Origin of the sequence: Streptomyces sp. NPDC058198, assembly GCF_042882605.1 — a bacterium.
Classification (GTDB): Bacteria; Actinomycetota; Actinomycetes; order Streptomycetales; family Streptomycetaceae; genus Streptomyces.
In genome coordinates, this window is sequence record NZ_JBHVVP010000011.1 from 186,124 (window position 1) to 209,838 (window position 23,715).

The following is a 23,715-nucleotide window of genomic DNA, read 5'->3' on the forward strand; positions in this document are numbered from 1 at the left end:
CGATGGCGACGCCGCCGACGCCGCCCACGCCGTCGACGTCTGAGCGGCCGCCTCGGCGGACGCCGAAGTTTGTCGTCGAGGCGGACGGCGGCTCCCGGGGCAATCCGGGGCCCGCCGGGTACGGCGCGGTCGTCCTCGACCCACGGAGCGGAGAGCCGCTCGCGGAGGCCGCGGAGTACATCGGCGTCGCCACGAACAATGTCGCCGAGTACAAGGGCCTGATCGCCGGGCTGAAGGCCGCGAAGGCCCTCGACCCGGCCGCCGGGGTCCATGTCCGGATGGACTCCAAGCTCGTCGTCGAGCAGATGTCGGGACGCTGGAAGATCAAGCACCCCGACATGAAACCGCTGGCGGCGGAGGCCGCGCGGATCTTCCCGGCGGGGCAGGTCACGTACGAGTGGATCCCGCGCGAGAAGAACAAGCACGCGGACCGGCTCGCCAACGAGGCGATGGACGCGGGCAAGAAGGGCAGGCAGTGGGAGCCTTCGGCGTCCACGGCCGCGCTGGACGCGTCAGCGGCGCGCGCGGCCGCCGCTGTGGAGTCCGGGCCGCCGGGTGACGCCGTGGCGGGTGCGGCCAAGGCGCGGGCGGCGATGGCGGGGTCCGGGGCCGGCAAGGCCGTGGGGCGCGCGGCTCAGACCGAGCTGTCCCTGTCGGAGACGGCTTCGCCGGTGGTGCCTACCGCTTCATCTGCGACCGGTACGGCCTCCGCGACCGATACGGCCTCCGGGGTCGCCCCGGCCGTCGGCTGGGGTGCCCCCGCCGACCTCGGCGCCCCCGCCACCTTCGTACTGCTGCGGCACGGCGAGACCGCCCTCACCCCCGAGAAGCGATTCTCGGGCAGCGGCGGCAGCGACCCGGAGCTGTCGGCGGCCGGCCGCCGACAGGCCGAGGCCGTCGCCGGGGCGCTGGCCGCGCGCGGCACCGTCCAGGAGATCGTCTCCTCACCGCTCAGGCGCTGCCGCGAGACCGCGGGAGCCGTCGCCGCCCGGCTCGGCCTGGACGTCACCGTTGAAGACGGCCTGCGGGAGACGGACTTCGGCGCGTGGGAAGGCCTGACCTTCGCCGAGGTACGGGAGCGGTACCCCGACGACCTGAACGCCTGGCTCGCCTCGCCCGCCGTCGCGCCCACCGGCGGCGGCGAGAGCTTCGACACGGTCGGCCGCCGGGTCGCGGCCGCCCGCGACCGGCTGCTCGACCGGTACCAGGGCAGAACGGTCCTCCTGGTCACGCATGTCACCCCGGTGAAGACGCTGGTACGGCTGGCCCTGGGCGCGCCGCCGGAGTCCCTGTTCCGGATGGAGCTGTCGGCGGCCTCGCTGTCGGCCGTGGCGTACTACGCGGACGGCAATGCCTCGGTGCGGCTCCTCAACGACACGTCCCATCTGCGCTGACAGGACCGGCCCCAAAAGCGGGTGCGGCGGGGGCGGTGGCGTAGGACCATCGGGTATGACCTGGCAACTGACCGAGGACGTGGCGGAGTTCCGCCGCGTGGCTGATCCCTACCTGGCGGCGGATCCGGCGCGCAACACGGTGCTGCTGACCGTCAGCGAGTCGGTACGCCGTGACGGCGCGGTCGGTGTCGCTGGTACGGCCGCTTCAGCGCGGTTCGGCTGGTGGCGGGAGAGTGAAAGCGCCCCGGTGACCGGAGCGTTCGTCCAGACCCCGCCGCGGCCGCCGTCCCTCGGGCCGATGGACACCCGGGCGGCGCGGGAGCTGGCTCGCGTGCTGCGGGCGAGCGGGCCTCCGGTGTCGGGCGTACGGGGCGAGAAGGAGAGCGCGACGGCCTTCGCCCAGGAGCTGACCGGGGGAGCGGACGGGCGCTGGGACTCCCAGGGGATGCGGCTCTTCCGCCTCGGCGACCTGACTCCGCGACTGCCCGCGCCCGCGGGCCGGGCGCGACTCGCGGGCGCCGGGGACGTACCGTTGGCCGTGGAGTGGATGGACGCGTTCGCCGCGGACATCGGGGAGCCGGCCGGGACGGATTACACGGCCGCGACGGTCCGCAGGATCGAGGACGGGCGGCTGCTGTTCTGGGAGTCGGCCCCCGGCGTGCCGGTGTCGATGGCGGGCCGTACGCCGCTGGTGGCGGGGCAGATCCGGGTCGCGCCGGTCTACACCCCGCCGCAGCTGCGCGGCCATGGGTATGCGGCGGCGGTGACGGCGGCGGTGAGCGGGGCCGCGCGGGAGGCGGGCGCGGACGAGGTGCTGCTCTTCACGGACACGGCGAACCCGACGACCAACGCGCTCTATCCGCGCCTGGGTTACCGGCCGGTGGCGGAGTACGTCTCGCTGGACTTCCTGGACTCCCCGGACTTCCTGGACTTCGGCGGTCGGTGAGGGAGCCGGGCGGCCGGGGAGGGACCGGGCCCGTACGGAGGTCAGGACCGGCGCGACAGGCTCAGCGTCGACGCCTCGCGGGCCAGGGACTCCACCCGGTCCCAGTCCTTCGCCGCCAGCGCGTCCGGCGGCAGCATCCACGTACCGCCGACGCAGCCGACGTTCGGCAGGGACAGGTACGACGGGGCCGATTCCGCCGTGATCCCGCCCGTGGGGCAGAAGCGCGCCCGGGGGAGCGGGCCCGCCAGGGACTTCAGGTAGGCCGTGCCGCCCGCCGCCTCCGCCGGGAAGAACTTCATCTCCGTCACCCCGCGCTCCAGCAGCGCCACGACCTCCGACGCCGTCGACACCCCCGGCAGGAACGGGACGCCCGAGACCTGCATCGCGCGCAGGAGCGCGTCCGTCCACCCCGGGCTGACCAGGAAGCGCGCGCCCGCCTTCACCGAGTCGATGACCGCGTCGGCCGTCAGCACCGTGCCCGCACCGATCATGGCGTCCGGCACCTCCGCCGCGATGGCGCGGATCGCGTCGAGGGCGGCCGGCGTCCGCAGCGTCACCTCGATCGCGGGCAGCCCGCCCGCGACCAGGGCGCGGGCGAGAGGTACGGCGTCGGCGGCATCGTCGAGGACGACGACAGGGATGACGGGAGCGAGGTCGAGCACGGAGGTCATGGACTCATCCTGCCGTGCGTGCGCCACTGTGCGCAATGAGCGTTGCGCAGGGTGCAATGAGGCGTGCGATCGGGCATGTGATGGGGCGTGCGACGGCGCTCAGTGGATCTCCGTGACCACCACATCAAGCGCCCATGGCCGGCTGTCCTTGGCCGGTGCCGCCGCCTCCACCACGTACCCCAGCGCCCGCAGCGCCTCCACCAGCTCCGCCGGGTTCTTCGGCTTGACGCCCGCCGTCAGCAGATCCCGTACCAGCCGGCCCTTCGTCGCCTTGTTGAAGTGGCTCACCACCGAGCGCTTCTCCGCTCCGGTCGCGGGGTCGATCCGCGCGTGCAGCACCCGCACCGTCGCCGTACGCCCCGCGAGCTCACCCTTCGGCTTCCATGCCGCCGCGTACGCGGACGAGCGCAGGTCCAGCACGAGCCCGGTGCCCGCCGCCTCCGGCAGGGCCGACTCCATCGGCGTACGCCAGTACGCGCCCAGCGCGCCGAGTCCCGGCAGCCTGACCCCCATCGAGCAGCGGTACGAGGGGATCCGGTCGCCCACCCGTACCGCGCCCCACAGCCCGGAGAAGACCAGCAGCGACTTTCCGGCGCGGCGCTTCGCGGCGGTGTCCAGGGTGGCCAGGTCCAGCGCGTCGTACAGCACACCGGTGTAGATCTCCCCGGCCGGACGCGTGCCCGCCGTCCGCAGGTCCACGTTCTTCGCGACCTCGCCGCGCAGCCCCTCGCTCAGGCCCAGTACCTCGCGGGCCTTCTCCTCGTCGGCCGCGCACAGCTCGACGAGCTCGTCCAGCACGGCGGCCCTGGCCCCGGCCAGCCCCGGCAGGGAGAGGGACTCCGGCTTCAGCGGAGTGCCGCGCCCGGAAGCGGCCTTTCCTTCCGACGGCGGCAACAGCACGAGCACGGTGGTTCTCCTCAGGGAAGCGGCGGGGCGGGGGTGCGGTCCCCGCGCCAGGGTAGGTGACCGCGCGCCCGCGCGAACGCCCGCACCAGCGCCTCCGGCTCGTCCGCGTGGAACCGGATCACCCGGGCCCGCCCGCGCCGCCCCAGGGGCCGTACGAACGTGACGGGCGCGGTCAGCTCCACCCGTACGGTCGTCTGACTGCCCACCACAAGATCCAGGATCCCGTCGTCGGCCGGGTCGAACCGGATCAGCCCGCCGTCCGGGTAGCGGCGTTCCACCCGTACGGCGGCGATCGTCGCCCCGGCGATACGCAGGTCGAAGAGCGCGCCGTAGCGGATCCTCAACGACCCGTCCGCGCCCACCACATGGGGCCGGGTCACACAGCCCGCGTGCAGGGCCAGCACCATCAGCACCGTGTACGCGTCCAGCACCAGCACGATCCCGTGCACCAGCGGCCACGGGATCAGCACGGCCAGCGCGACCGTCTCGACGACGGCGACGAAGAGCAGCCCGTACATCATCGCCGTCTGCGGGCCGGTGTACGGAGCCGCGTGATCGCCCTCCCGTACCCCGTGCCGGCGGCCGGCCACCCACCGCCCGAGGCTGCCCGGGGCCCGCATCTCGTGGGCGATCAGTCCGCGTACGGTGCGCTTCATGCCGGTCCCCGCTCTGTCAGTGCTTCCAGCATCTGTCGTACGACCTCGGCCTGCGCCGGGGGGAAGTCGGCGAGCAGCGCCGCACCGAGCCCCGCCGCCACCGGCCGTCCTTCCGTCGGGAGCGCGGCCAGCACCTCGGCCGGCACGGCCGCCGCCAGCTCCTGGGCGAGGGGCGCGGTCCGGGGGTCGCCGGCTGCCGCGTCGACGAGTTCGTCCAGCCGCCGGTAGAGGGCGAGTATGTCCATGTCCCGCGTCAGCGGGCGCAGCGCGGCGTAGATCCGGTCGCCGTCGCCGGTGGTGTCGATCAGGGTCAGCAACTCGCGGTCCTTGGCGGCCGTCGGCGAGTCGGTGACGGGGAGGGAACCCAGCAGCCGGCTCAACGCGGGGGAGACCGGCGCCTCGGCGGACGGCGGGCTCTCCCTCAGCTCGGCGAGCCTGCGACGCCGGGCGCCGATCTCCGCCTCCTGCCGGGCCAGATCGGCGTCCAGCTCGTCGAGCACCTCGGCGAGTTCGCGTCCCGCGTCGTCGGCGAGCACGTCCCGCACCTCGTCGAGACCGAGCCCCAGCTCGGTCAGCCGCCTGATCCTGGCGAGCAGGACGGCGTCCCGTACCGAGTAGTGGCGATAGCCGTTGGCCCGCCGCGTGGGCTCGGGCAGCAGGCCCCGGTGGTGGTAGTGCCGTACCGCTCGCGAGGTGAGCCCGACGAGCGCGGCGATCTCTCCGATCCGCATGGACCCAGTACAGACCCTGACGCAGCGGCAAGGTCAAGCCCCGATCCCCGGCCGAGCCGCCGGCCGATCTTGGGGCGTGGCCAGGAACCCGGCCCGCGCGGGTAGAATGACCGACACGGCAGACGAGCCGGGCGGACGGCCGCGTCAAGATCTTCGATCTTGCCGAGGAACGTCCGGGCTCCACAGGGCAGGGTGGTGGGTAACGCCCACCCGGGGTGACCCGCGGGACAGTGCCACAGAAAACAGACCGCCGGGGACCTCGGTCCCCGGTAAGGGTGAAACGGTGGTGTAAGAGACCACCAGCGTCCGAGGTGACTCGGACGGCTAGGTAAACCCCACCCGGAGCAAGGTCAAGAAGGGCCATCGGCTGATGGCCCTGCGCGGACGACCGAGGGCTGCCCGCCCGAGTCCGCGGGTAGACCGCACGAGACCGGCGGCAACGCCGGTCCTAGATGGATGGCCGTCTCCCCGGCCGCCGCGAGGCGCCCGGGCGACAGAACCCGGCGTACAGCCCGACTCGTCTGCCGCCACCTGCGGCTTTGCCTTGGAAAGGGCCTCTGACCTGTGTCGGAGGCCCCTTCCGATCTTTCAGGGGCTTGCCGCGTCAGGCGGCGAAACGTCTCTCGGAAGTCCCTCGGACAGGGCTGAAAGTCCCTGAGAGGTCCCTGAAGCGGAGGGGCACACGAGGCCCGGAGCATCTGGACCGGGCGGGGATTGCCGCATCGATCGGATCGATCGGCGACGCCTACGACAACGCCCTGATGGAATCGACGATCGGCCTGTCTCTACCGAACCCGGGGCGGTTCAGTTGCCGAGGGGCGATGCCCTGTTCCGAGGATCCTTGCCAGCCGGAGTGACGGGCGTCAGTTCGTGGTGACGAGCTCGTCGAGCAGCTGCTCCAACAGATTGTTGTCACCGAGGAAGCTCTTCACCGAGGCGTCCTCGTTGCGTTGAGGGTCCATGCCCGACCAGTTCAGGGCGTATCCCGCGTCGGCGCTGAGTTGGGCAAGGAACGCCCGCTGGGCACGGCCGTTGCCCTCGCGGAACGGGTGGAGGATGTTCAGGTCGCCGTAGAACGTGGCCAGTTGGATGACGAATTCCTGCCGGGGGAGATTCCGCAGATGACCGGAGGAGGCGAGACGACCGAAGACCTCTCCGGCGTAGGCCACCAGGTTTCTCGCCGGGCAGAACGGTGTGCGCTTGGCGATGTTCACGGTGCGTAACTCGCCTGCCCACGGATAGATGTCACCGAAAATCGCGGCATGGAACGCTTGGAGATGGCCGAGGTCGTATGCGCCGGGTAGGGGGCGTTCGGCGAGCATGACGAGGCGAGCCCGGGTGATGTCCGCCTCCGCTGCCGCGAGCAGCTGATTGTCGGTGATGCCGAGCTTGTTGCGCAGCACGCCGTTGGGCATGGCGTACGGATCGTTCACCCTGCCCGCCGCTCCGAAGTCTGTCGGTGGCGGGCGATCGCGCGGGCGACAAGGGTGTCCGCGTCGAGGTCGCCATTCACGTACGCCTCGGTGTCGCGGTCGGAGGCCTTGGAAGCCTTGAGCCCCTCGGCCTCGATGGAGCCGGTGGCCGAGGCGACGGCCGCACGTCGTGCCGCTCGGCCGCTCAGCGCCTCGAAGGCCTCGACGGACAGGAGGACGCCCTGGGGCTTGCGGTGGGCGCCGATCAGGACCGGGTCGGCATCCGCGCCCGACTCCGACAGGTCGGTCAGGATCCGCGACAGTCTCGCGCGCGCGTCGCTGACGGTCACGACCTCAGGGATCTCCATGCTGTCACCGTACCCATACAGAGGCTTGATTCTGTACAGATTCTAGTACGGATTCTGGTGAGTGTCCCGCCCGGGGCGGCCCTGGAGGTAAGGGGTCGCCCCGGGTGAGCCGAGCTCGGTGATCGCGAAGGAGTTACGGGTCAGCATCCGGACGGCGGGTTCAGCCTTGCCGCCACAGCTGAGCGAGGCACAATCCGCCGTGCTGGAAGCGGAGCCGGCCAAGGGACCGGGCAGGTGCCGAAACGAACCGAGCCGAGACCGCGAGGTCCTCGCCGATGCCGGCGGGGTTGAACCGGACCACCAGCACATCGCGCCGGTTGAGTTCGGTGATCACCATGTCGGCGGTGATGTCGTCCGCCTCGGTGGATACCAGAACCGGCCTCTCCGAGAACGACTAAGCCCCCGTCCGGACCGTTCCAGCGCGGAGCGCCTCCTTACGTAGCCATCAAGGTAGCCACGGAAACGCCCGACCTGCACGTTTGTGCAGGTCATAGCGTTGCGGTGACTCTCCCCGGCGTACAGCCCGACTCGTCTGCCGCTCACGAGAGAAGAGCCCCTGCCCTGGTGTTCCGCCAGGGCAGGGGCTCTGCGACCTTCATCGAGGGGTGCGGTTCCCCCAGATGGAACCGCACCCGTTCCTCTTCTCGGCCGGCAGGCTGAGGCTGAGGTCAGCCGATGGTCTGCCGAGTCTTCCACCAGCTGTAGGTTCCGATGATTTCGCTGCCGTTGCCGGAGAGCGCGGTCCTGCTGCCGAGATAGAGGCGTACGGATCCGTTGGACGGGACGGTCCAGATGTCGGGGATGGAGTCGCCGTTGGTGTCGGGGGTGCCCAGGATGTGCGGGACGGCGGTGCTCGACCATCCGGAAGCTCCGTACGGGGTGTCGAGTCCTCCCGCTGAATTCGCCGCCGCAGCCAGTGTGTTGAAGTCGACACCGCCGGATGCTGCCTTGATGCCGGTTCGGAGCAGCAGCCGTCCGGTCACGTCGGTTCGGTAGAGCAGATCGGTGACGCCGTCGCCGGTGATGTCCTGGGCGGTGACGATGTCCCGTTCGGTCCATGAGCTGGAGGAGAGTCGCGTGGCCTGTTCGATGGTCGCGCCGTTGTAGCCGGTGAGGACCCACAGCGCGTCGCCGACGGTGACGAAGAAGTCGGCTTTGCTGTCGCCAGTCGCGTCACCTGCGGAAACGATCTGGCTGAAGGTGCTGGGGTCGGGGGCTTCGGCCGGGAGCAGGATCTCGCGGCGCTTGTCGATGTTCACGGCGCCGTAGCCGTCGCCGGGGTAGACCCACAGTTTGCCGTCGACGCGGGCAACGAGGTCCTGAAGCCCGTCGCCGCCGTAGATGTCTCCATTGTGGGTGATCAGTGCGCCGTCGAAGTGTCCGGAGGGGGCGGCGGTGTAGGCGGGGAGGTCGTCTCCGTTGGGATCTTTATCGGGGTTGTCGCGGTAGGCGCCGGACATGGCGAAGTCCAGGTCACCACTGCCCTTGGTGAGGTCGTTGGTCGTCGCCTGCGAGGGATAGAGCGAGAGGTTGCCGCCCTCGGTGACGGTCAGAAGATCGGGCATTCCGTCACCGGTGAAGTCGCCAGGGGCGTCGGCCTGGTCGCGCGGGGTGACGTAGAAGAAGTATTTGGTCGGGTCGGAGGCGTTGCCGGCACCGTCGACGGTCCGTACGTACAGCACGTTGGGGCCGGCGGTCGGCGGTTTGGCGTTGGCGATCGTGGCGCTGGTCGTGGTCGCGGTGCCGGAGGTGCGGGGCAGGGAGAACGAGTAGGAGGGGGAGTTGAAGCCGTACTCGTAGCGCACGACGTCGGTGTTCAGGGCGCGGACGGTGAAGGAGCCGGCGGTGCCGAATTTGAGGGTGCTCCAGATGGCGTCCTCGGGCTGGGTGCTGAAGCCGTTCTCGCTGCCGTCGGCGTTGGGGAAGTCGGTGGAGGAGACCTTGGGGGGCTTGGGTGCGGCGGTGTCCAGGATGAACCGGCAGGGTGTTGTCTTCGGGGAGTAGCCGGAGCTGGAGCCCGCGTCGTCGAAGGACCTCACGCGCCATGAGTACAGCGTGTTGTTGGTCAGTTTGCTGGTGGAGAAGGCGTCGGTAGTGACGCGGGCACTGCTGCGGTTTCCGCCCACGGACTTCTTGCCGGTGGTTTTGAGCAGATCCCCGATGGTGTCCCACTTACCGGTGGGCCACAGGTCGAAGTCGAGGTAGTCGAGGTTCTTGTCCTTGTCGGCGGCCGAGGCAGTGAAGGTGATTTCTCCCGCGCCCATCCGGACGTACGGCTCGGTGGTGGTGCATTTGGCCTCGGGCCCGAGGTCGAGGGAGGTGGGGGCGTCGGGGCGGCGGTTGTAAACGAGTTCGAGGACGGGTGCGTTGTCGCCGTTGGCGGTGAACTTTTTCCAGGAGTACTGGGAATCCTCGTTCACGGCGCGCATGCCGAAGGTGATGGTGTCGACACCCTTGTCCGCGGCCTTCTGGGCTGCCTTCTTGACATCGAACACCTCGTACGCGTCGCGGCAGCCGGATTTGTAGCCGTGCGCGAAGCTCCTCGTGGTGATCTTGTTGCCGTTATGGAGCTGGGGGGCGTTCTTCCAGTTGGTCTTGGAGTCGATGCTGTCCGTGAGGTGCACGCTCATGGCCCGGTCGCTGCATGACCAGGAGTAGGTCTCCAGCACGTGCAGCTTGGCGTTGGTGATGACCGCGCCCTTCAGGGACTTGTCGAAGTCGATGTTGAAGAAGGAGCGTGAGGTACCCCAGGTATCGGATTCGAAGCCGACCCGCGCCTCGTGGGTTCCGCCCTTGTTGAAGCCTTTGCCGTTGTAGAAAGTGGCCTTGGGGTAGCGGTTGTAGACGGTGGTCCAGTTCTGGATGTGCTTCTTGACCGAGGGGTCGATGAAGACCGGGAAGACGGTTGAGGGGTCGGACAGCAGGTCCGCGTCCGGGGTGATGATCCAGTTGGTGCCCGAGAGGTCGGCGTCGACCAGTGCCCCGTGGGAGTCGGGGGACGGGCCGTCGAGCGCGGGCAGGGAGAGGGTGGCGGCCGCACCTGACTGTGAGGGCGCGGGGGTCGGCTCGGCGGGTGCCGAAGGCAGCGGCGATTCGGGAGCAGGCGGGACGGATTCGTCGCTGGCGGACGGCAGCACCTCGGCGTACGGGTCGCTCTGCTCGTCGGACTCGGCATCGGCGTCGGAATTTGGCGCGGTCGAGGGCGTCTCGTCAGGACTCGCGCTCTCCGACGGGAGGTCCTCGGGTGCGGTGGGCTGTGAGCTGGCTCCGACCCCACCGTCGGTGACGGCCGGAGCGCCGGCGTTGTCCCACATCACCGGGGAGGGTGACATCGCTACTTCGTCGCCGTAGGCGTTCTCGGCGCTGACGATGTCGGACGCCGGGTCGAGCCGGAACGTGAGGGTGGGCGAGGTCAGACCGTAGGAGAGCTGGGCGACGCGGGGATCGGCGGCGGCCGCGCGGTTCTTCACCACGAGGAGCTGGGCGAAGCCGTCGTCGTCCGCGGTGAGCACGAGATCCGCACCAGGGATGATCTCTGGGTACAGTGCCCGGTTGGTGTCGATGACCGGCTGCGGGATGGGACCGGGCCAGGTGAGCTGGATGTCGTGACCGTCGGAGTGCAGAGTGACCAGCGTGCTCGCGGCCTCGCCCGCTTCCGCGGCCACGCCCTTGAGGAGCGAGACACGGCGGGGCGTGGAGCGCGACGCGCGTTTGCCGCGGTTTCCGTCGTCCGTCGACCCGGCGGAGAACACCATTCCGGTGTTGGTTGCCCTGGGCTCCCAGCCTCGGTCGGTGCGGTGCAGCGACCGATCGATGGGTTTCCATGCGCCGTCGACCTTGGCGCGGATCGGTGAGACGTGGATCTGGCGGGACATCAGGCCGTCGGGGCGTGCCCAGGTGGTGGACTCGGGCGTACGCAGGGAGGTCGCTTCCACGGGTTTGCCGGTCTTCGCCGCCCGGGCAATGGCATCGGCCTCGCTCACCGCCGAAGCAGCTGACGGCGCCGGTGACTTGGCATCCGGCGCGGTATCGGTGAGCCGTAGCCCGGCGTAGGTCAGTCCGGTCGCGGCGATGGCGGCCGCGCAGGCCATGGCGATGGTGCGCTGGCCCGGCAGGCGGTTCCGGCGTGGTGACATGAGTGAGACCCCTCCCCTTCGGCCCCGGCACACGGCGAATCGCCAACCGGAGATACGAAGCCCGCCGCGCGGGCCTCAGCACACGGGACGAGCGAGCAGATCATGACCCATGAGTAGCCGGTCGTCACCCTGTGAGAGCCCCCGGGAGCTCCGGCGTGGGACGACGTCCGGGGGGATCTCCTCACTCCCGACGCCCTCGCAGCGACCCTTCGGTCTCTGACGGAGCGGCAGAAACGGCCGAATTCGCCCATCCGCTGGGGAGAATTGGGGGTCAAAGGATCTGTGCGGGCGCTAGATCCTTTTGCTTCCCGACATGCCGTGTTGGCCCCATCTCATTGTGTAGGCGATGCTTCCTCAACTCTAGTGATCAATTGGCGCGTTCTGTGACGTGACCATGATCACTTGGTCATGATTTCTCTAGCCTTCCCTCACAAGTCCCCCACAGAATCAGCGCGTTCTTGTATGACGTCCCGTGCGGCCCACCCTGGTTCCGCGCTCACTGGTCCGGGGGGATCCTGGCGTGTCTCGTCTGTCTGAAACTCGCCGTCGCCGACGCCGTGTCCGCCACACCGTGGTGCCCGCCCTGGGCCTCGCCCTGCTGGTGACGCTGCTGCCCACGCAGGCGCTGGCCATCCCGCCTGATCCAGGCAAGGCCGGTCGCGAAGGACTCGTCCTGGAGAAACTCGCCCAGGACCAGCCCGTGTCGGGCAGGAACGTCAACAAGAACCTCGACAGTCTGAAGACCGAAACGCCGGAGGATCTCGGCCAGGCTCCGGCGGGCACGACCACCGTCCCGCGCGCCGAGACCGGCGTGATCAACTTCGATTCGGGCATGACGCCGGCGTCCGCGCGTACGGGCGGTGCGGTACAGGCGGCCACCACTCCGGTCGAGAACCTGCCGGTGAGTCTGGGGCAGGCTCAGGGACAGGCGGCGCCGACCGGTACCTGGCAGGTCACGGTCGCCGGGCGGCCGGAGACGGTGGCACAGGGCGTGGACGGTGCGGTGGTCACAGTGCAGGCTCCGCCCACCGGAGCGGTGCCGGTGTCGGTGCGGTTCGACTACGAGAAGTTCAAGAATCTCTACGGCGCGGACTGGGCCTCGCGTCTGCGCTTTGTGCAATTTCCCGAGTGCTATCTGACCACGCCCGATGTTGAGGAATGCCAGGCGTACGAGGAGCTGGAGACAGCCAACGACACCAGCTCCGCGACGGTCACCGCGACGGTGGATCCGGCCGCGGACGGCACGGTCACCCCCGCCTCCGCACCGTCGACTCAGGACGGCAGCGGCCCGGCCGTCCTGCGGGCCGGATACGGCAGCCGGGCGGCGGCAGCGGCTGGTGGCGACACCGCGGTCCTGGGCGTTACCGACTCCGGTGCGGGCAGTGGTGGTTCATTCAAGGCGACCCCACTGGCATCCAGCGGAAAATGGGCGGCCGGTGGCTCCTCCGGCTCCTTCTCCTGGTCCTACCCACTGACTGTTCCCCCGGCCCCCGCCGGCCCGTCCCCCAACATTTCTTTCGAGTACGACTCGCAGGAGGTGGACGGCAGGACGGCTGTCTCGTCGCCGCAGGCGTCGTGGATCGGCGAGGGGTGGAACTACGAGCCCGGCCACATCGAGCGGCGCTACCGCTCCTGCAAGGACGACACCAAGACTCTCAAGGCAGGGACGCCGAACAACACCGCCAAGAAGGACAAGACGTCAGATCTGTGCTGGGTCTCGTACAACGCGGTGATGTCACTGAACGGCAGGACCACCGAGCTGGTCCGGGTGGGCACGACCGACGTATACCGTCCGCAGAATGACGACGGCACCCGCGTCGAACTGAAGACCGGCGCCTCCAATGACGACAACAACGGCGAGCACTGGATAGTCACCACCGCCGACGGCACGACGTACTTCTACGGCCTGAACGCCGTCGGCGGCGGCCATGCGAACACCGGTTCGGTCTCCACCGTTCCCGTGTACGGCAACCACACCGGTGAGCCCTGCCACACAGCCGATTTCGCCGGCTCCCGCTGCGGCGCGGGTGAGCAGCAGGCGTGGCAGTGGGGCATGGACAAAGTTGTTGACGTCCATGGCAACGCGATGGTCGTCAACTGGAAACAGGAGACCAACTACTACTCGGTCAACGAAAAGTTCAAGTCGCCGGAGAGCTACGACCGGGCCGCCTACCCCCTCTCCATCGAGTACGGCATGCGTGCCGATCTGACCAAGCCGTCGGCCACCGTCGACTTCGGGGTCAAGCAGCGCTGCCTGAAGGATGAATCCGCCTGCGACGCGGCGAACTTCGCCAAGACCGACGACCCCGGCGCCTACCGCCCCTGGTGGGACACCCCCGGCAACCTCAACTGCAAGTCCACCTCCAAACTGTGCCCCACCTTCCCGTCGTTCTGGACCCAGCTGCGCCTGGACACGGTAACGACGAAGGCCGCCCGCGCCGGCCAGACCGGGCTGGGCAAGGTTGATACCTACACCCTTCACCAGTCCTTCCCCGCCGACTGGTACGACACATCACCCGGCCTGTGGCTCAACTCCCTGACGCGTCGGGGCTTCGCCCCCGGCGACACGACAGGAACCCTCCAGTCCAAGGACGGGGTCAGCTTCGCCCACTACACGGTCGGTTCCTCTTCGCCGCTGAGAGCGAGGCTGAAGGACCGCCAGCTGCCCAACCTCGTGCCGTCCGGCGCCGACGACAAGCGTCCCGGCTTCACCCGCCCTCGCATCGGCACGGTCGCCACCGAGAACGGGGGCGACATCGAGGTGGAGTACACCGGCGGCTGCTCCGCCGAGCCCTCCACAGACAGGGGCAAGGACAACACCACCTGCTACCCGGTGCGCTGGTCCCCCGACGGCGAGGAGAAGACCCCAGCGAAGGCGTGGTTCAACAAGTACGTCGTCGATTCGGTCATCGAGACGGACAGGGTCACCACGCACAGCAAGCCGGTCGTGACCTCGTACACGTATTCCTCCCCGGCCTGGGACAAGACCGACGACGAGTTCGGCCGCCCCTCGCTGCGCACCTACAGCGTGTGGCGCGGTTACCGGCAGGTCGCCACCACCAAGGGCAGCAAGTCCAGCTCCCAGCAGGGCGACCCCGAATCCCAGTCCTACTCCGTCACCCGCTTCTTCCAGGGCACGGGCGGCGCGGTGAAGGACTCCAAAGGGGCGGTGGAACTCGTCGCGGATGACGCGTTGCAGTTCGCCGGCATGGCCGCGGAGACCCTCACCTACGAGCACTCCGAGGGCCGTCTGCTCAAGCGTGCCCTGACCTTCCCCAAGTCCAAGCAGACTGCCTCCCGTGCCCGTGAGGCCGAGGACGGCACCGATCTCGACGCTCTGCTCGCCCACCGCACCTGGGTGGCACGCTCCGACGCCATCCAGACGGTCGACACCAGCTGGCAGGCGGTCCGCACCGAGACCACGGTGGACGACACGTACGGGCTGCCCACCCAGCTGGAGATGTCGGTCGTCAAACCCAATGGCACCGGCGAGACCCTCAGCAACCAGGTCTGCATGCGGTCGTCGTACCTCCACAACACCGCCGACTGGATCATCGGGAAGACCAAGGAAGCCCGCTCCACCGCTACGCCCTGTTCCGGCTTTGACACCGCGGACACGCGCACGCAACTGCTCAGCTCGGTGCGTACCTCCTACGACGGCCAGGCATGGGGCGTCGCCCCGACCAAGGGGCTCGAGACCTCGGTGGCGGACATCAACGGCGAGGGCACATCCCACTCCGTGGTGACCACCACCACGTACGACCCTCTGGGCCGTGTCAGGAAGGTCACCGCGCCACTGACCGGTACGTCCGAAACGGTCTATACCCCCGATGACACCGGCGGACCGGTCACCTCGGTCAAGACCATCAATCCCAAGGGCCATACCTCCCTCACCGTCTACGATCCAGGCCGTGCCCTGCCCCTGACCGTCACCGACACCAACGGCCGGGTCACCCGTACCGAATACGACGCGCTCGGCCGCCTGATCAAGGGCTGGTCTCCGTCCCGCTCATCGGGCGGGAAGTCCCCGGACACCGAGATCTCCTACCGGACGGCCATCGCGACGGACGACGAGACCACGCCGGCCGCCATCACGGTGAAAACCCTCAAGGACGACGGCGGCTACGACCGCCAGGTCACGCTCTACGACGGCCTGATGCGCGAGGTGCAGACCCAGAGTGAGGCCCATGGGGCGGGCCGGATCATTACCGACACCAAGTACGACGACCACGGCCTGGTCTGGGAGCAGACCAGCGGCTACCTCGCCAAGGGCGATCCGGAAACCAAGCTGTTCGCCCGTATATCCGACTCTCTGGTACCGAACAAGACCAGGACACGGTACGACGGTCTGGAACGTACCGTCCGCGCATCGGTCTACTACGGGGGCGACTACAAGTACGCCACGTACACCTCTTACAGCGACACCTCCGTATACGTCGACCCGCCCGGCTCCACCGCCCCGGCCACCAAGAGCTACACCGACGCGCTGGGCCGGGTCACCTCGGTCCGGCACTACACCACCCCCGAAGGCACCGGGACCTGGCGGACGACGGATTACGCCTACGACGCGCGGGGCAACCGCAGCAAGGTCACAGACCCGGCCGGCAACATCTGGACCTACGCGTACGACGTCCGCGGCCGCCTGACGGATTCGACCGACCCCGACACCGGTACATCCACGATCGGTTACGACGACGCCGACCGCGCGATCAGAACCACCGACGCGCTCGGCAAGGCCGTCTACACCGACTATGACCAGCTGAGCCGCCCCGCCGCGGTCCGCGAGGGCTCCGCCACCGCCGCGCCGGTCAAGGAATTCACCTACGACAGCCTGCCCGGCGCGGTCGGCCTGCCCGTCGCCTCGATCCGTCACGACGCATCGGGCGACTACATCAACCGGATCACCGGCTACGACAGCGACTACCGGCCCACCGGCCGTGAATCGGTCATCCCCGCCCACGCGATGACCGCCGGGTTGTCCGGTACCTATGCCTATTCCTATGCCTACACCCCCACGGGGAAGCCGCTGTCGGTGACACTCCCGGCCAAGGGCGGCTTGGCGCGCGAAAAGGTCGTCACCCGCTATGACGCCGACGGCCTGGCGGAATCCACCTCCGGCCTCAGCTGGTACACCTCCGACGTCACCTACTCCCCCTACGGCGAAGCACTGCGCACCGTCAGCGGATCGCAGCCCTCCCGGGTGTGGACGACCAACTTCGTAGACCAGCACTCCGGAAGCCTTCAGCGCACCGTGACCGACGGTGAGACAGCGGCCAGTCACCGGATCTCCGACAGCTACTACTCCTACAACACCGCGGGCACCGTCACCTCCAACGCCCGCAAGCTCACCGACGCCACCGGCTCCACCTGGGACAACCAGTGCTACACCTATGACGCGTTGGGCGAACTGGTCCACGCCTGGACCTCGAACATCACCCCCAACAACTCGGGAACCGGCTGCCGCTCGTCGAGCGGCAGCGCCTGGGGCTACCGCACCGACGGCGAGCCCTCCAGCGGCCCGGTCGCCGACGCCACCGACGCGGCTGCTGACACCACCAGCCCCGATGCGGGACTGACCGCCTCGCTGGCCGCCGCCGCTCCGAGCACCGGGACGGTCTCCACCGGCGCCACCGCCTACCGCCAGTCCTTCACCTTCGACTGGATCGGCAACCGCGCCACCCTCACTGAACACAACACCGCTGACGCCGCCAAGAACGTCACCTACACGTACGGATATGGCCGCCAGGTGGCCGGCAAGGGCCTCACCCAGCCGCACACGCTTTCCGCGATCAGCTCCACCCCCGCCGGGCAAGGCAGCGTCTACACGAACGACGCGGTCGGCAACACCACCGTCAGAGACCTCGCCACCACCACCCAGAAACTGGACTGGAGCGCGGAGAACAAGCTCGACACGATCACCGACGACGGCGTCAAGACGCACTACATCTACGACGCCGACGGCAATCGCATCCTGGAGAACTCACCCACAGGTTCCACGCTGTACCTGGGCGAGACCGAGCTGACCACCGACTCCACCGGCAAGATCACCCGCGCCTCCCGCGCGTACGCCCAGGACGGTGCCCCGCCCGTCGTCCGCACCGCCACCAACGGCGCGAGCACGGGCCACAAACTCAACGTCCTCATCACCGACCAGCTCGGCACCGCCAACACGACCGTCGAACTCGGCGGCACCCAGACCGTCACCCGACGCGCCTTCAAGCCGTACGGCGAGGCCCGCGGCCCCAAGCCGTCGACCTGGCCGAACAAGCGCAGCTATCTCGGCGTCGGCATAGACGACGCCGCCACGGGCCTCACCCACATCGGGGCCCGCGAATACGATCAGGCAGCCGGCCGGTTCCTCTCCGCCGACCCGGTCATCGACATCACCCAACCGCTCCAGATGAACGGCTACGCCTACGCGGGCAACAGCCCTATCAGCACGAGCGACCCGACGGGGCTCTGCCCGGGGGAAATCTGCGGCACCGGGTCCGCGAACCCTTCCCAGCACTACGGCGGAGGCGGGGCGTCCTCGCCTGCGCCACCCTCCCAAGGCACTACGGCCACGGTCACCTACACCATCACCAAGACCGTCACGGTGACCAAGCCCGCCCCCTGCGACTGGTGGTGCAAAGCCAAGGGCTGGATGCAGAAACACTCCGAGGTCATCACCATCGTCACCGAGGTCGTCGTCGGTGTGACCTGCGGCGCCGTGGCTGTTGGGGCAGGCGCGGCCACTGCGGGAGTAGGCGCCGTGGCCGTCGGAGCGGCCTGCGGAGCCATCGCCGGCGCGGCCGCCGGAGCGGTCGGCAACGCTCTCAACCCGAAAGCCGACCACAGCCTCGGCGGCTACGCCTCCGCCGCCGGCAAGGGAGCCGCCGTAGGAGCGGTGGCCTCGGTCGTCGGCGGGGCCGTGGCCAAGGTCGCCGCCAAGGGTGTCAAAGCCGTCGGCTCCAAGATCCTCAGCAAAATTGGTGGAGCCAAACAGGGGCCAAGGTGCTTCCTGGCCGGCACCCCGGTCCTCCTCGCCGACGGCACCTCGAAGAACATCGAGGACATCGAAGTCGGCGACGAGGTCCTCGCCACCAACCCGACGACCGGCGAGACAAGCGCCCAGCCCGTCACCGAACTGCTTCCGTCCGAAGGCGACAAAGAGCTCAACGAGCTCACCATCACCACCGCCGACGGAAAGGAGAAAATAACTGCCACAGCAGAGCACCCCTTCTGGGTGCCCAAGGAAAACGCCTGGGTCAACGCCGCCGATCTCAAGCCGGGCACGACCCTCAGCACCCCCAACGGCACCACCGCCAAGATCGCCGGCAACCGCGCCTACAAGGCCCACGTCCGCACCTACAACTTCAGCGTCGCCAAACTCCACACGTACTATGTACTCGCCGGGTCGGTGCCGGTCCTCGTCCATAACACCTGTGGCGACGTTGGACAGCAAGTCGAGCACGGTTCAACTGAGCTGAGTCGCGCTACGGCGTTCCAGCGCCTGCTTGACAATAACCGGGGAAATTTGTACGGGGCGGCGAGGCTCCGAAATGGAAATATCCTCGCGGCTCACTCTGATGATGCGGGTCACGCTGAAGAGTACCTTCTGCAACAAGCAGGGGGTGGAAGCAACATTGCTGAGATGTATACCGAGTACGGAATGTGCCCAAGGTGTCAAGGGCCCGGCGGGAAGCGCGCTGTTCTTCCTTCGCTTCCTGGCGATGTACAGTTGACCTATTCAATCCCGTTCGCCGATCCGGCTAGTCGGCCAGCGGCAAGGGCTGCCCTGCGAGGGGTAATTAAATCGATTTTCGGATAAGAAGGGCTGTGATGTTTGTGGCGTCGCACCTTGAATTCTCTAAGTATCCTGGCGGCGTTCCGTCAGTGGTGGCGCCCGAGGTGCGGCGCTTTTTGGAAGATCATGGGGTTCCGCGAGCTGTCCTCACTATCTTTCGCGCAGTTGAAGAGCCGTTTGTTCCGTCATGTGCGGAGCTTGCGTATAGCGTCAACGGCGTCGCTATCGGCTATTCTCGTGAAGATGATGAAATCTGCATCAGTTCAGACACCGGGCAGGTATTGATTTTGGCCTCCTGGAGCCCGGCGGCACCTCTGGTAGTAAATCGAGACATTGCCGCTTTTGTCGATTCCTTGATCATGCTGAATGGAATGCTTCCGCTGTATGGGGTCGATAGGGATCTGGATGTATCTGAAGCGGCGGCAGATCGGCTCCGCTTCGAGCTCCAACGCCTTGATGTGACTTCCACGGAAGATCCGAACAGTTTTTGGAGCGCTTTCCTTGATGATGTGGCAGTCGGTGACTACCCGGGCAAGTGACGGTGTCCCTTTCCGTGTCGCAGGCTGGGGGCCAGTGGAGATCTCAGCGATCCTTAAAATTGCTGGTTCGATGCAAGTCGCGAGGGCGAATAGTCTCCGCAGTCGAGCTATCTTGGCTTGATTTCCAAATGGCCATCGCGTCATGTGAAGAGGCCCCACTGGATGCATTCCGGTGGGGCCTCTGGGCAAGGCTTCGGCATAGTCGCGGGCTGTCCGGTTCACGCGGATTTGCCACGTGGCTTCGAACGAGTCTGTTGGCCCCACGGGAACGACTGGTCGGGGGCCGTTCACCTGGCGGTGGGTGTGGGATTTGAACTCACGGTGGCATCGCTGCCACGACGGTTTTCAAGATTGTCACCGTGAGCGGGCCGCATCGCGCGCCCCAATGATGAGAGTTTGCGCGTCCATGACCACATCACGGAGGCGTCCCGGCTGCACGCCTTCGCGTGCCATCCACTCATCGAGGCGGGGATGGAGGTAACTGACCGCCCACGGCCCGGGGCGCCTCAGCATTGAGCGGCTGACCGAGATCTCTTCCTGGATCTCCCGACGCAGCTCGTCTGTCCAACCCTGCTCGCGATCAGCACTTCTCAGCGGAGCTTTTAGGGCGACCACGGCCTTGCCGAGGGACTCTCGCAGATCCATGGGGGGCTCTCCAATCTATGCATCCCGAACCGTGAGCTATCGCGCCTCTCGGTTCTAGCAGCACCGACGTTGGCGTACAGCAGCGGAGTACCACAGCAACCCTCCCCGTCCGCTACTGGTGATCTTCGAGTGGAGTCGCCCGTAGAACGGACATCGCCGCAGCGCCAGGGGCTGTAGAGAGCGACATCACGCAGCGAATCTCAGTAGTCCTCTGCAGAACCGACGGTCGACCAGGGTCTTCGCTCTGCCGGTTTGACGGCCTCTGGCGAGAGAACAGGCACGGGCTTCCAAGATCATGGAGTTCTCTACGCCCCGTGACCTGCCTGGAAGACCGTGCCTGCCGACGCATCATCGCACCGGCCCTTGACCAGCTCCGCGCGCGGCCCCAGGTTGTGCCAGGGGAGGTGCCGAGCCTGCTGGAACGGCTGGCCGAGGTGCCAGATCCTCGCGACCCGCGCGGGGTGCGGCACGCCTTGGCCGTCGTGCTCGCGCTGGCCGCGTGTGCGGTGTTGGCCGGGGCAACCTCACTGCTCGCGGTCGGCGAGTGGATCGTGGACGCACCACCGCAGGTGCTGGAACGGCTCGGCGTGCAGCCTGATCCGGTACTGCCGCGGCGGCTGGTGCCGGCGGAGGCGACGGTCCGCCGGCTGCTGGCCCGCATCGACGGCGACGCTCTGGACCGGGCCGTGGGCGGCTGGCTCGCCGACCGCCGCCCCGAGAGTTCCGGATTGCGCGGGCTGTCCGTGGACGGGAAGAGCCTGCGCGGCACGGCCAAGGCCAGCGGCCACAAGGTCCACCTGCTCGCCGCCCTGGAGCACACGTCCGGCTTGGTCGTGGCCCAGCTCGACGTGGGCGAGAAGACCGGCGAGACCACCTGCTTCCAGCCGCTGTTGGACACTGTCGCCAACCTGGCCGGAACCGTGGTCACCAGCGACGCGCTCCACACCCAGCGCGAGCATGCCCGATACCTCCTGGACTGCCGGGCCCACTACATCGCGATCGTCAAGGGCAACCAGAAGAAGCTGCGCAAGCAGCTCAAGTCCTTGCCCTGGAAGGAAATTCCGCTCCAGAGCCGCACGAGGGACAGCGGCCACGGCCGCTCCGAGATCCGCCGAATCAAGGTCGCCACCGTCAGTAACCTGCTCTTCCCCGGCGCCCGCCAGGCGGTCCAGATCAAGCGCCGCCGCACCGACCGCAAGACCGGCAAGGTCACCATCGCCACCGTCTATGCGGTCACCAGCCTGACCGCCGAGCAGGCCACCCCGCCCCAGCTCGCGAAGCTGATCCGGGACCACTGAAAGATCGAGGCCCTGCACCACGTCCGCGATACCACCTTCACCGAGGACGCCTCGCAGCTGCGGACCGGGAACGCTCCCCGGGCCATGGCGACCTGGCGCAACCTCGCCATAGGCACCCTCCGGCTGGGCGGCGTCAGGAACATCGCCGCCGCCCTCCGCCACAACGCACGTGACGCCCGCCGGCCTCTCGCGCTCCTCGGCCTCGCATGATCACGAAACGGACGTCAGCCGACTACGACGAAGCCCTGGGCGTGGGGGGTGTTTGACGGCAGTAGTTGACGGCAACGTCAGCGGACGGGTGCTGCACAGAGCGGCGGGTCGTCGCCGTCGTCGGGCTCGGCGAAGGGCTGGGCGAGTCCGCCGACTGCGTGGCCGAGGAGGTCGATGGCCTGGCGCTGGAGGCGGAGCCGGACGTGGGCGTACACCGTCGCGGTCACGCCGATGCGGGCGTGACCCAACAGCTCCTTGATGACGGCCAGTTCGACGCCCTGCCCCAGAAGAAGCGTCGCCGTCGAGTGGCGGAGGTCGTGGAAGCGGATGCGGCGGAGTGTGGCCCGGCGGAGCAGGGTGTTGAAGTGCCGGGTGAGTGTGGCCCCCTCGATCGGAGAGCCGTCGGGCCGTGTGAAGACGTAGCCGCTCGCCTTCCAGCCCGTCCCCGCCGCTTCGCGCTCCTGGCGCTGCCGGTCACGGTGCTGTTCGAAAGAGCGCAGGCACGGTGCCGGCAGGGCGATCCTTCGCTCCGAGCTCTGGGTCTTGGTCGGCAGGGCGGTCAGGCCGCGCCGGCTAGGTTCAGGTCCTCCCAGTGCAGACCAAGGAGTTCGCCCTTGCGCAGTCCCGTGCGCAGGGCGAGTTCGAACAGGGCGCTCGGCCGGTGCCCATGGGTGGCGGTCAGGAACTCACGCGCCTCTTCGGCGGTGAGGGGTTCGAAGCGGCGGGGTCGGGGGGTGCCCATGCGGACGTTGCGGGCGACGTTGCGGGGGATCTCCTCTTCGCGGACGGCGTGCTCCAGGGCGGACTTGAGCACGGAGTGGATGTAGGCCAGAGTCAGCGGGGAGAGCCGCTTGTGGCAGCACTTCCCGGCCGCGCAGCACTGGGGCTGGTCGCGGTTGGTGTCGAGGCCGCGTGAGCAGCACTGGCAGGTGGTGCGGAGGTGGTCGAGCCAGGTGCGGACGTCCTTGGCGGTGAGTTTGGCGAGCGTCTTCCGGCCGAGGCCGGGGAGCAGGTAGAGCCGGACGCAGGCGGTGTAGCGGGTGTGGGTGGTCTCCCCGGAGCCGGTGCACGGCGACGGTCTCCAGCCAGTACGTCAGGTATGCGGCCACACTGCCCTGCGCGGAGGGCACGGCGATGCCGCGGTTGCTGGCGGCGATCTTCTCGGTGAGCTTGGCCATGGCCTCTTTGCGGGTGGTGCCGTAGACGCGGATGCGGCGGCGGGTGGTGCCGGGGGCCGGCACATATCCGGCGGTTTCCCACCGTCCGTCCTTGCGCTGGTAGATGGTGCCTTTGGTGCGGGTACGGGAGCGGCGGAACGAAGCGGGGCGGGGCGTGGTTATCAGGCTGCTTCCTGTTTGAGGCGGGTGCGGATGAAGTCGGTGAGGGCGTGTGTGGGGATGCAGCGTGCGCTGCGGCCGAGGGTGGTCGAGGCGAGTTGGCTGGAGCGGAGCAGGTCGTAGACGGCCGAGCGGCCGAGTTGGAGGAGCCCTCCGCCGTGCTCGGCCCCCAGATCGGGCTCGGTGGGCTGGTGCGTGGTCATCAGCAGCCCCCTTCGGTCGCGAACTGCCGTTCCAGTTTCTTGCGGTGCGAGAGGTGGGCGGCGAGGAGTGCGGCGCCGGGGCTGTATCCCGAGCCCTGGTAGTTCCCGTGGCTGACAACGAGGGCGGTGCCGGGTGGGGCTCGGGCGGGCCGGGCGGGCCGGTTGCCCTTTCGCGGGCAGCGGGTAGTGCGCCCGGCCGTCTTCGACGAGGTGGCGCGGCGCTGCTCGCGCTCGGGCCCGCCATCACGGCACAGCGCCCCCGAGGCTCGTGGCGACAGCGCGTAAGGCCGGGCGAAGCCGGCCTCGGTCAGCGCGGGTCCGCTCGCCAGGACAGTCCTGAAATGCCCGGCGAAGGGGTCGTACGGGCAGCCCGAACGGGCCGGCACCGTCTGATCGCGGCGGTGTGCCCGCTCGGGAGCTGCCGTCATCGCGTATACGCCCAACGCGAGCAGCGTCGCCGGCGTGAAGCGCATCCCG

The 23,715-nt window shown here is 68.6% G+C and carries 17 protein-coding genes, 1 other RNA gene and 1 pseudogene; 7 read left to right on the top strand and 12 right to left on the bottom strand.

The window, feature by feature from the left end; translation table 11 throughout:
- Positions 1-2 precede the first annotated feature (2 nt).
- Positions 3-1,394: a bifunctional RNase H/acid phosphatase gene (locus ACFVWW_RS28350; protein WP_386877417.1), complete on the top strand. Its 1,392-nt coding sequence runs from the start codon at positions 3-5 to the stop codon at positions 1,392-1,394.
- Between the two features lie 55 nt (positions 1,395-1,449).
- Positions 1,450-2,340 (top strand): GNAT family N-acetyltransferase, encoded by an 891-nt coding sequence (locus ACFVWW_RS28355; protein ID WP_386877416.1) that lies wholly within the window; start codon positions 1,450-1,452, stop codon positions 2,338-2,340.
- A 41-nt stretch (positions 2,341-2,381) separates the two neighbouring features.
- On the opposite strand, the gene ACFVWW_RS28360 is transcribed toward ACFVWW_RS28355, so the two are convergent.
- The 4 genes from ACFVWW_RS28360 to ACFVWW_RS28375 form a co-directional block, all read right to left on the bottom strand.
- Positions 2,382-3,011, bottom strand: a complete 630-nt coding sequence (locus ACFVWW_RS28360; RefSeq protein WP_384331835.1) for a bifunctional 4-hydroxy-2-oxoglutarate aldolase/2-dehydro-3-deoxy-phosphogluconate aldolase — start codon at positions 3,009-3,011, stop codon at positions 2,382-2,384.
- A gap of 99 nt (positions 3,012-3,110) precedes the next feature.
- Complete coding sequence (gene yaaA, locus ACFVWW_RS28365; RefSeq protein ID WP_384331838.1) at positions 3,111-3,917, bottom strand: peroxide stress protein YaaA; 807 nt, start codon at positions 3,915-3,917, stop codon at positions 3,111-3,113.
- Positions 3,918-3,928: 11 nt separating this feature from the next.
- Positions 3,929-4,573 (bottom strand): hypothetical protein, encoded by a 645-nt coding sequence (locus ACFVWW_RS28370; RefSeq protein ID WP_386877415.1) that lies wholly within the window; start codon positions 4,571-4,573, stop codon positions 3,929-3,931.
- A complete protein-coding gene (locus ACFVWW_RS28375; RefSeq protein WP_386877414.1) occupies positions 4,570-5,304 on the bottom strand; it encodes a MerR family transcriptional regulator in 735 nt (244 codons plus the stop codon). Before ACFVWW_RS28375 ends, ACFVWW_RS28370 begins: the two co-directional genes overlap by 4 nt.
- A gap of 123 nt (positions 5,305-5,427) precedes the next feature.
- Between ACFVWW_RS28375 and rnpB the strand changes: the two genes are divergently transcribed.
- Positions 5,428-5,828: RNase P RNA component class A (rnpB, locus tag ACFVWW_RS28380), an RNA gene on the top strand.
- 339 nt (positions 5,829-6,167) lie between these two features.
- Here the strand turns inward: rnpB and ACFVWW_RS28385 are convergent.
- The 4 genes from ACFVWW_RS28385 to ACFVWW_RS28400 form a co-directional block, all read right to left on the bottom strand.
- Entirely contained in the window at positions 6,168-6,737 is a 570-nt protein-coding gene (locus ACFVWW_RS28385; RefSeq protein WP_384190132.1) for a Fic/DOC family protein, read from the bottom strand.
- Entirely contained in the window at positions 6,734-7,084 is a 351-nt protein-coding gene (locus tag ACFVWW_RS28390; protein ID WP_386877413.1) for a type II toxin-antitoxin system Phd/YefM family antitoxin, read from the bottom strand. Before ACFVWW_RS28390 ends, ACFVWW_RS28385 begins: the two co-directional genes overlap by 4 nt.
- Positions 7,085-7,244: 160 nt before the next feature.
- Positions 7,245-7,421, bottom strand: a complete 177-nt coding sequence (locus ACFVWW_RS28395; RefSeq protein ID WP_384190129.1) for a hypothetical protein — start codon at positions 7,419-7,421, stop codon at positions 7,245-7,247.
- A 331-nt stretch (positions 7,422-7,752) separates the two neighbouring features.
- Positions 7,753-11,220, bottom strand: coding sequence for a DNRLRE domain-containing protein (locus ACFVWW_RS28400; RefSeq protein WP_386877412.1), 3,468 nt, complete (start codon positions 11,218-11,220; stop codon positions 7,753-7,755).
- A 520-nt stretch (positions 11,221-11,740) separates the two neighbouring features.
- On the opposite strand from ACFVWW_RS28400, the gene ACFVWW_RS28405 reads away from it, so the two are divergent.
- Together ACFVWW_RS28405 and ACFVWW_RS28410 are read left to right on the top strand one after the other, a co-directional pair.
- Entirely contained in the window at positions 11,741-19,030 is a 7,290-nt protein-coding gene (locus ACFVWW_RS28405; RefSeq protein WP_386877411.1) for a polymorphic toxin-type HINT domain-containing protein, read from the top strand.
- Between the two features lie 11 nt (positions 19,031-19,041).
- The gene (locus ACFVWW_RS28410) at positions 19,042-19,545 is read left to right on the top strand and encodes an SUKH-4 family immunity protein (protein ID WP_386877410.1); all 504 of its coding nucleotides are present in this window, start codon (positions 19,042-19,044) and stop codon (positions 19,543-19,545) included.
- Positions 19,546-19,899: 354 nt separating this feature from the next.
- On the opposite strand, the gene ACFVWW_RS28415 is transcribed toward ACFVWW_RS28410, so the two are convergent.
- A complete protein-coding gene (locus ACFVWW_RS28415; RefSeq protein WP_386877409.1) occupies positions 19,900-20,190 on the bottom strand; it encodes a hypothetical protein in 291 nt (96 codons plus the stop codon).
- A gap of 314 nt (positions 20,191-20,504) precedes the next feature.
- Here ACFVWW_RS28415 and ACFVWW_RS28420 point away from each other — a divergent pair, with 314 nt between their 5' ends.
- A complete protein-coding gene (locus ACFVWW_RS28420) occupies positions 20,505-21,488 on the top strand; it encodes an ISAs1 family transposase (RefSeq protein ID WP_386877408.1) in 984 nt (327 codons plus the stop codon).
- Positions 21,489-21,572: 84 nt separating this feature from the next.
- Positions 21,573-21,698, top strand: coding sequence for a hypothetical protein (locus tag ACFVWW_RS28425; protein ID WP_386877407.1), 126 nt, complete (start codon positions 21,573-21,575; stop codon positions 21,696-21,698).
- A 77-nt stretch (positions 21,699-21,775) separates the two neighbouring features.
- Here ACFVWW_RS28425 and ACFVWW_RS28430 read toward each other — a convergent pair.
- From ACFVWW_RS28430 to ACFVWW_RS28440, 3 genes and pseudogenes are all read right to left on the bottom strand, one after another.
- Positions 21,776-23,038, bottom strand: a pseudogene (locus ACFVWW_RS28430) (tyrosine-type recombinase/integrase).
- Positions 23,038-23,238 (bottom strand): DNA-binding protein, encoded by a 201-nt coding sequence (locus ACFVWW_RS28435; protein WP_386877710.1) that lies wholly within the window; start codon positions 23,236-23,238, stop codon positions 23,038-23,040. Before ACFVWW_RS28435 ends, ACFVWW_RS28430 begins: the two are co-directional and overlap by 1 nt.
- On the bottom strand, positions 23,238-23,711 hold the full coding sequence (locus tag ACFVWW_RS28440) for a hypothetical protein (RefSeq protein WP_386877406.1): 474 nt from the start codon (positions 23,709-23,711) through the stop codon (positions 23,238-23,240). The genes ACFVWW_RS28435 and ACFVWW_RS28440 overlap by 1 nt, the downstream gene beginning before the upstream one ends.
- Positions 23,712-23,715: the final 4 nt, after the last annotated feature.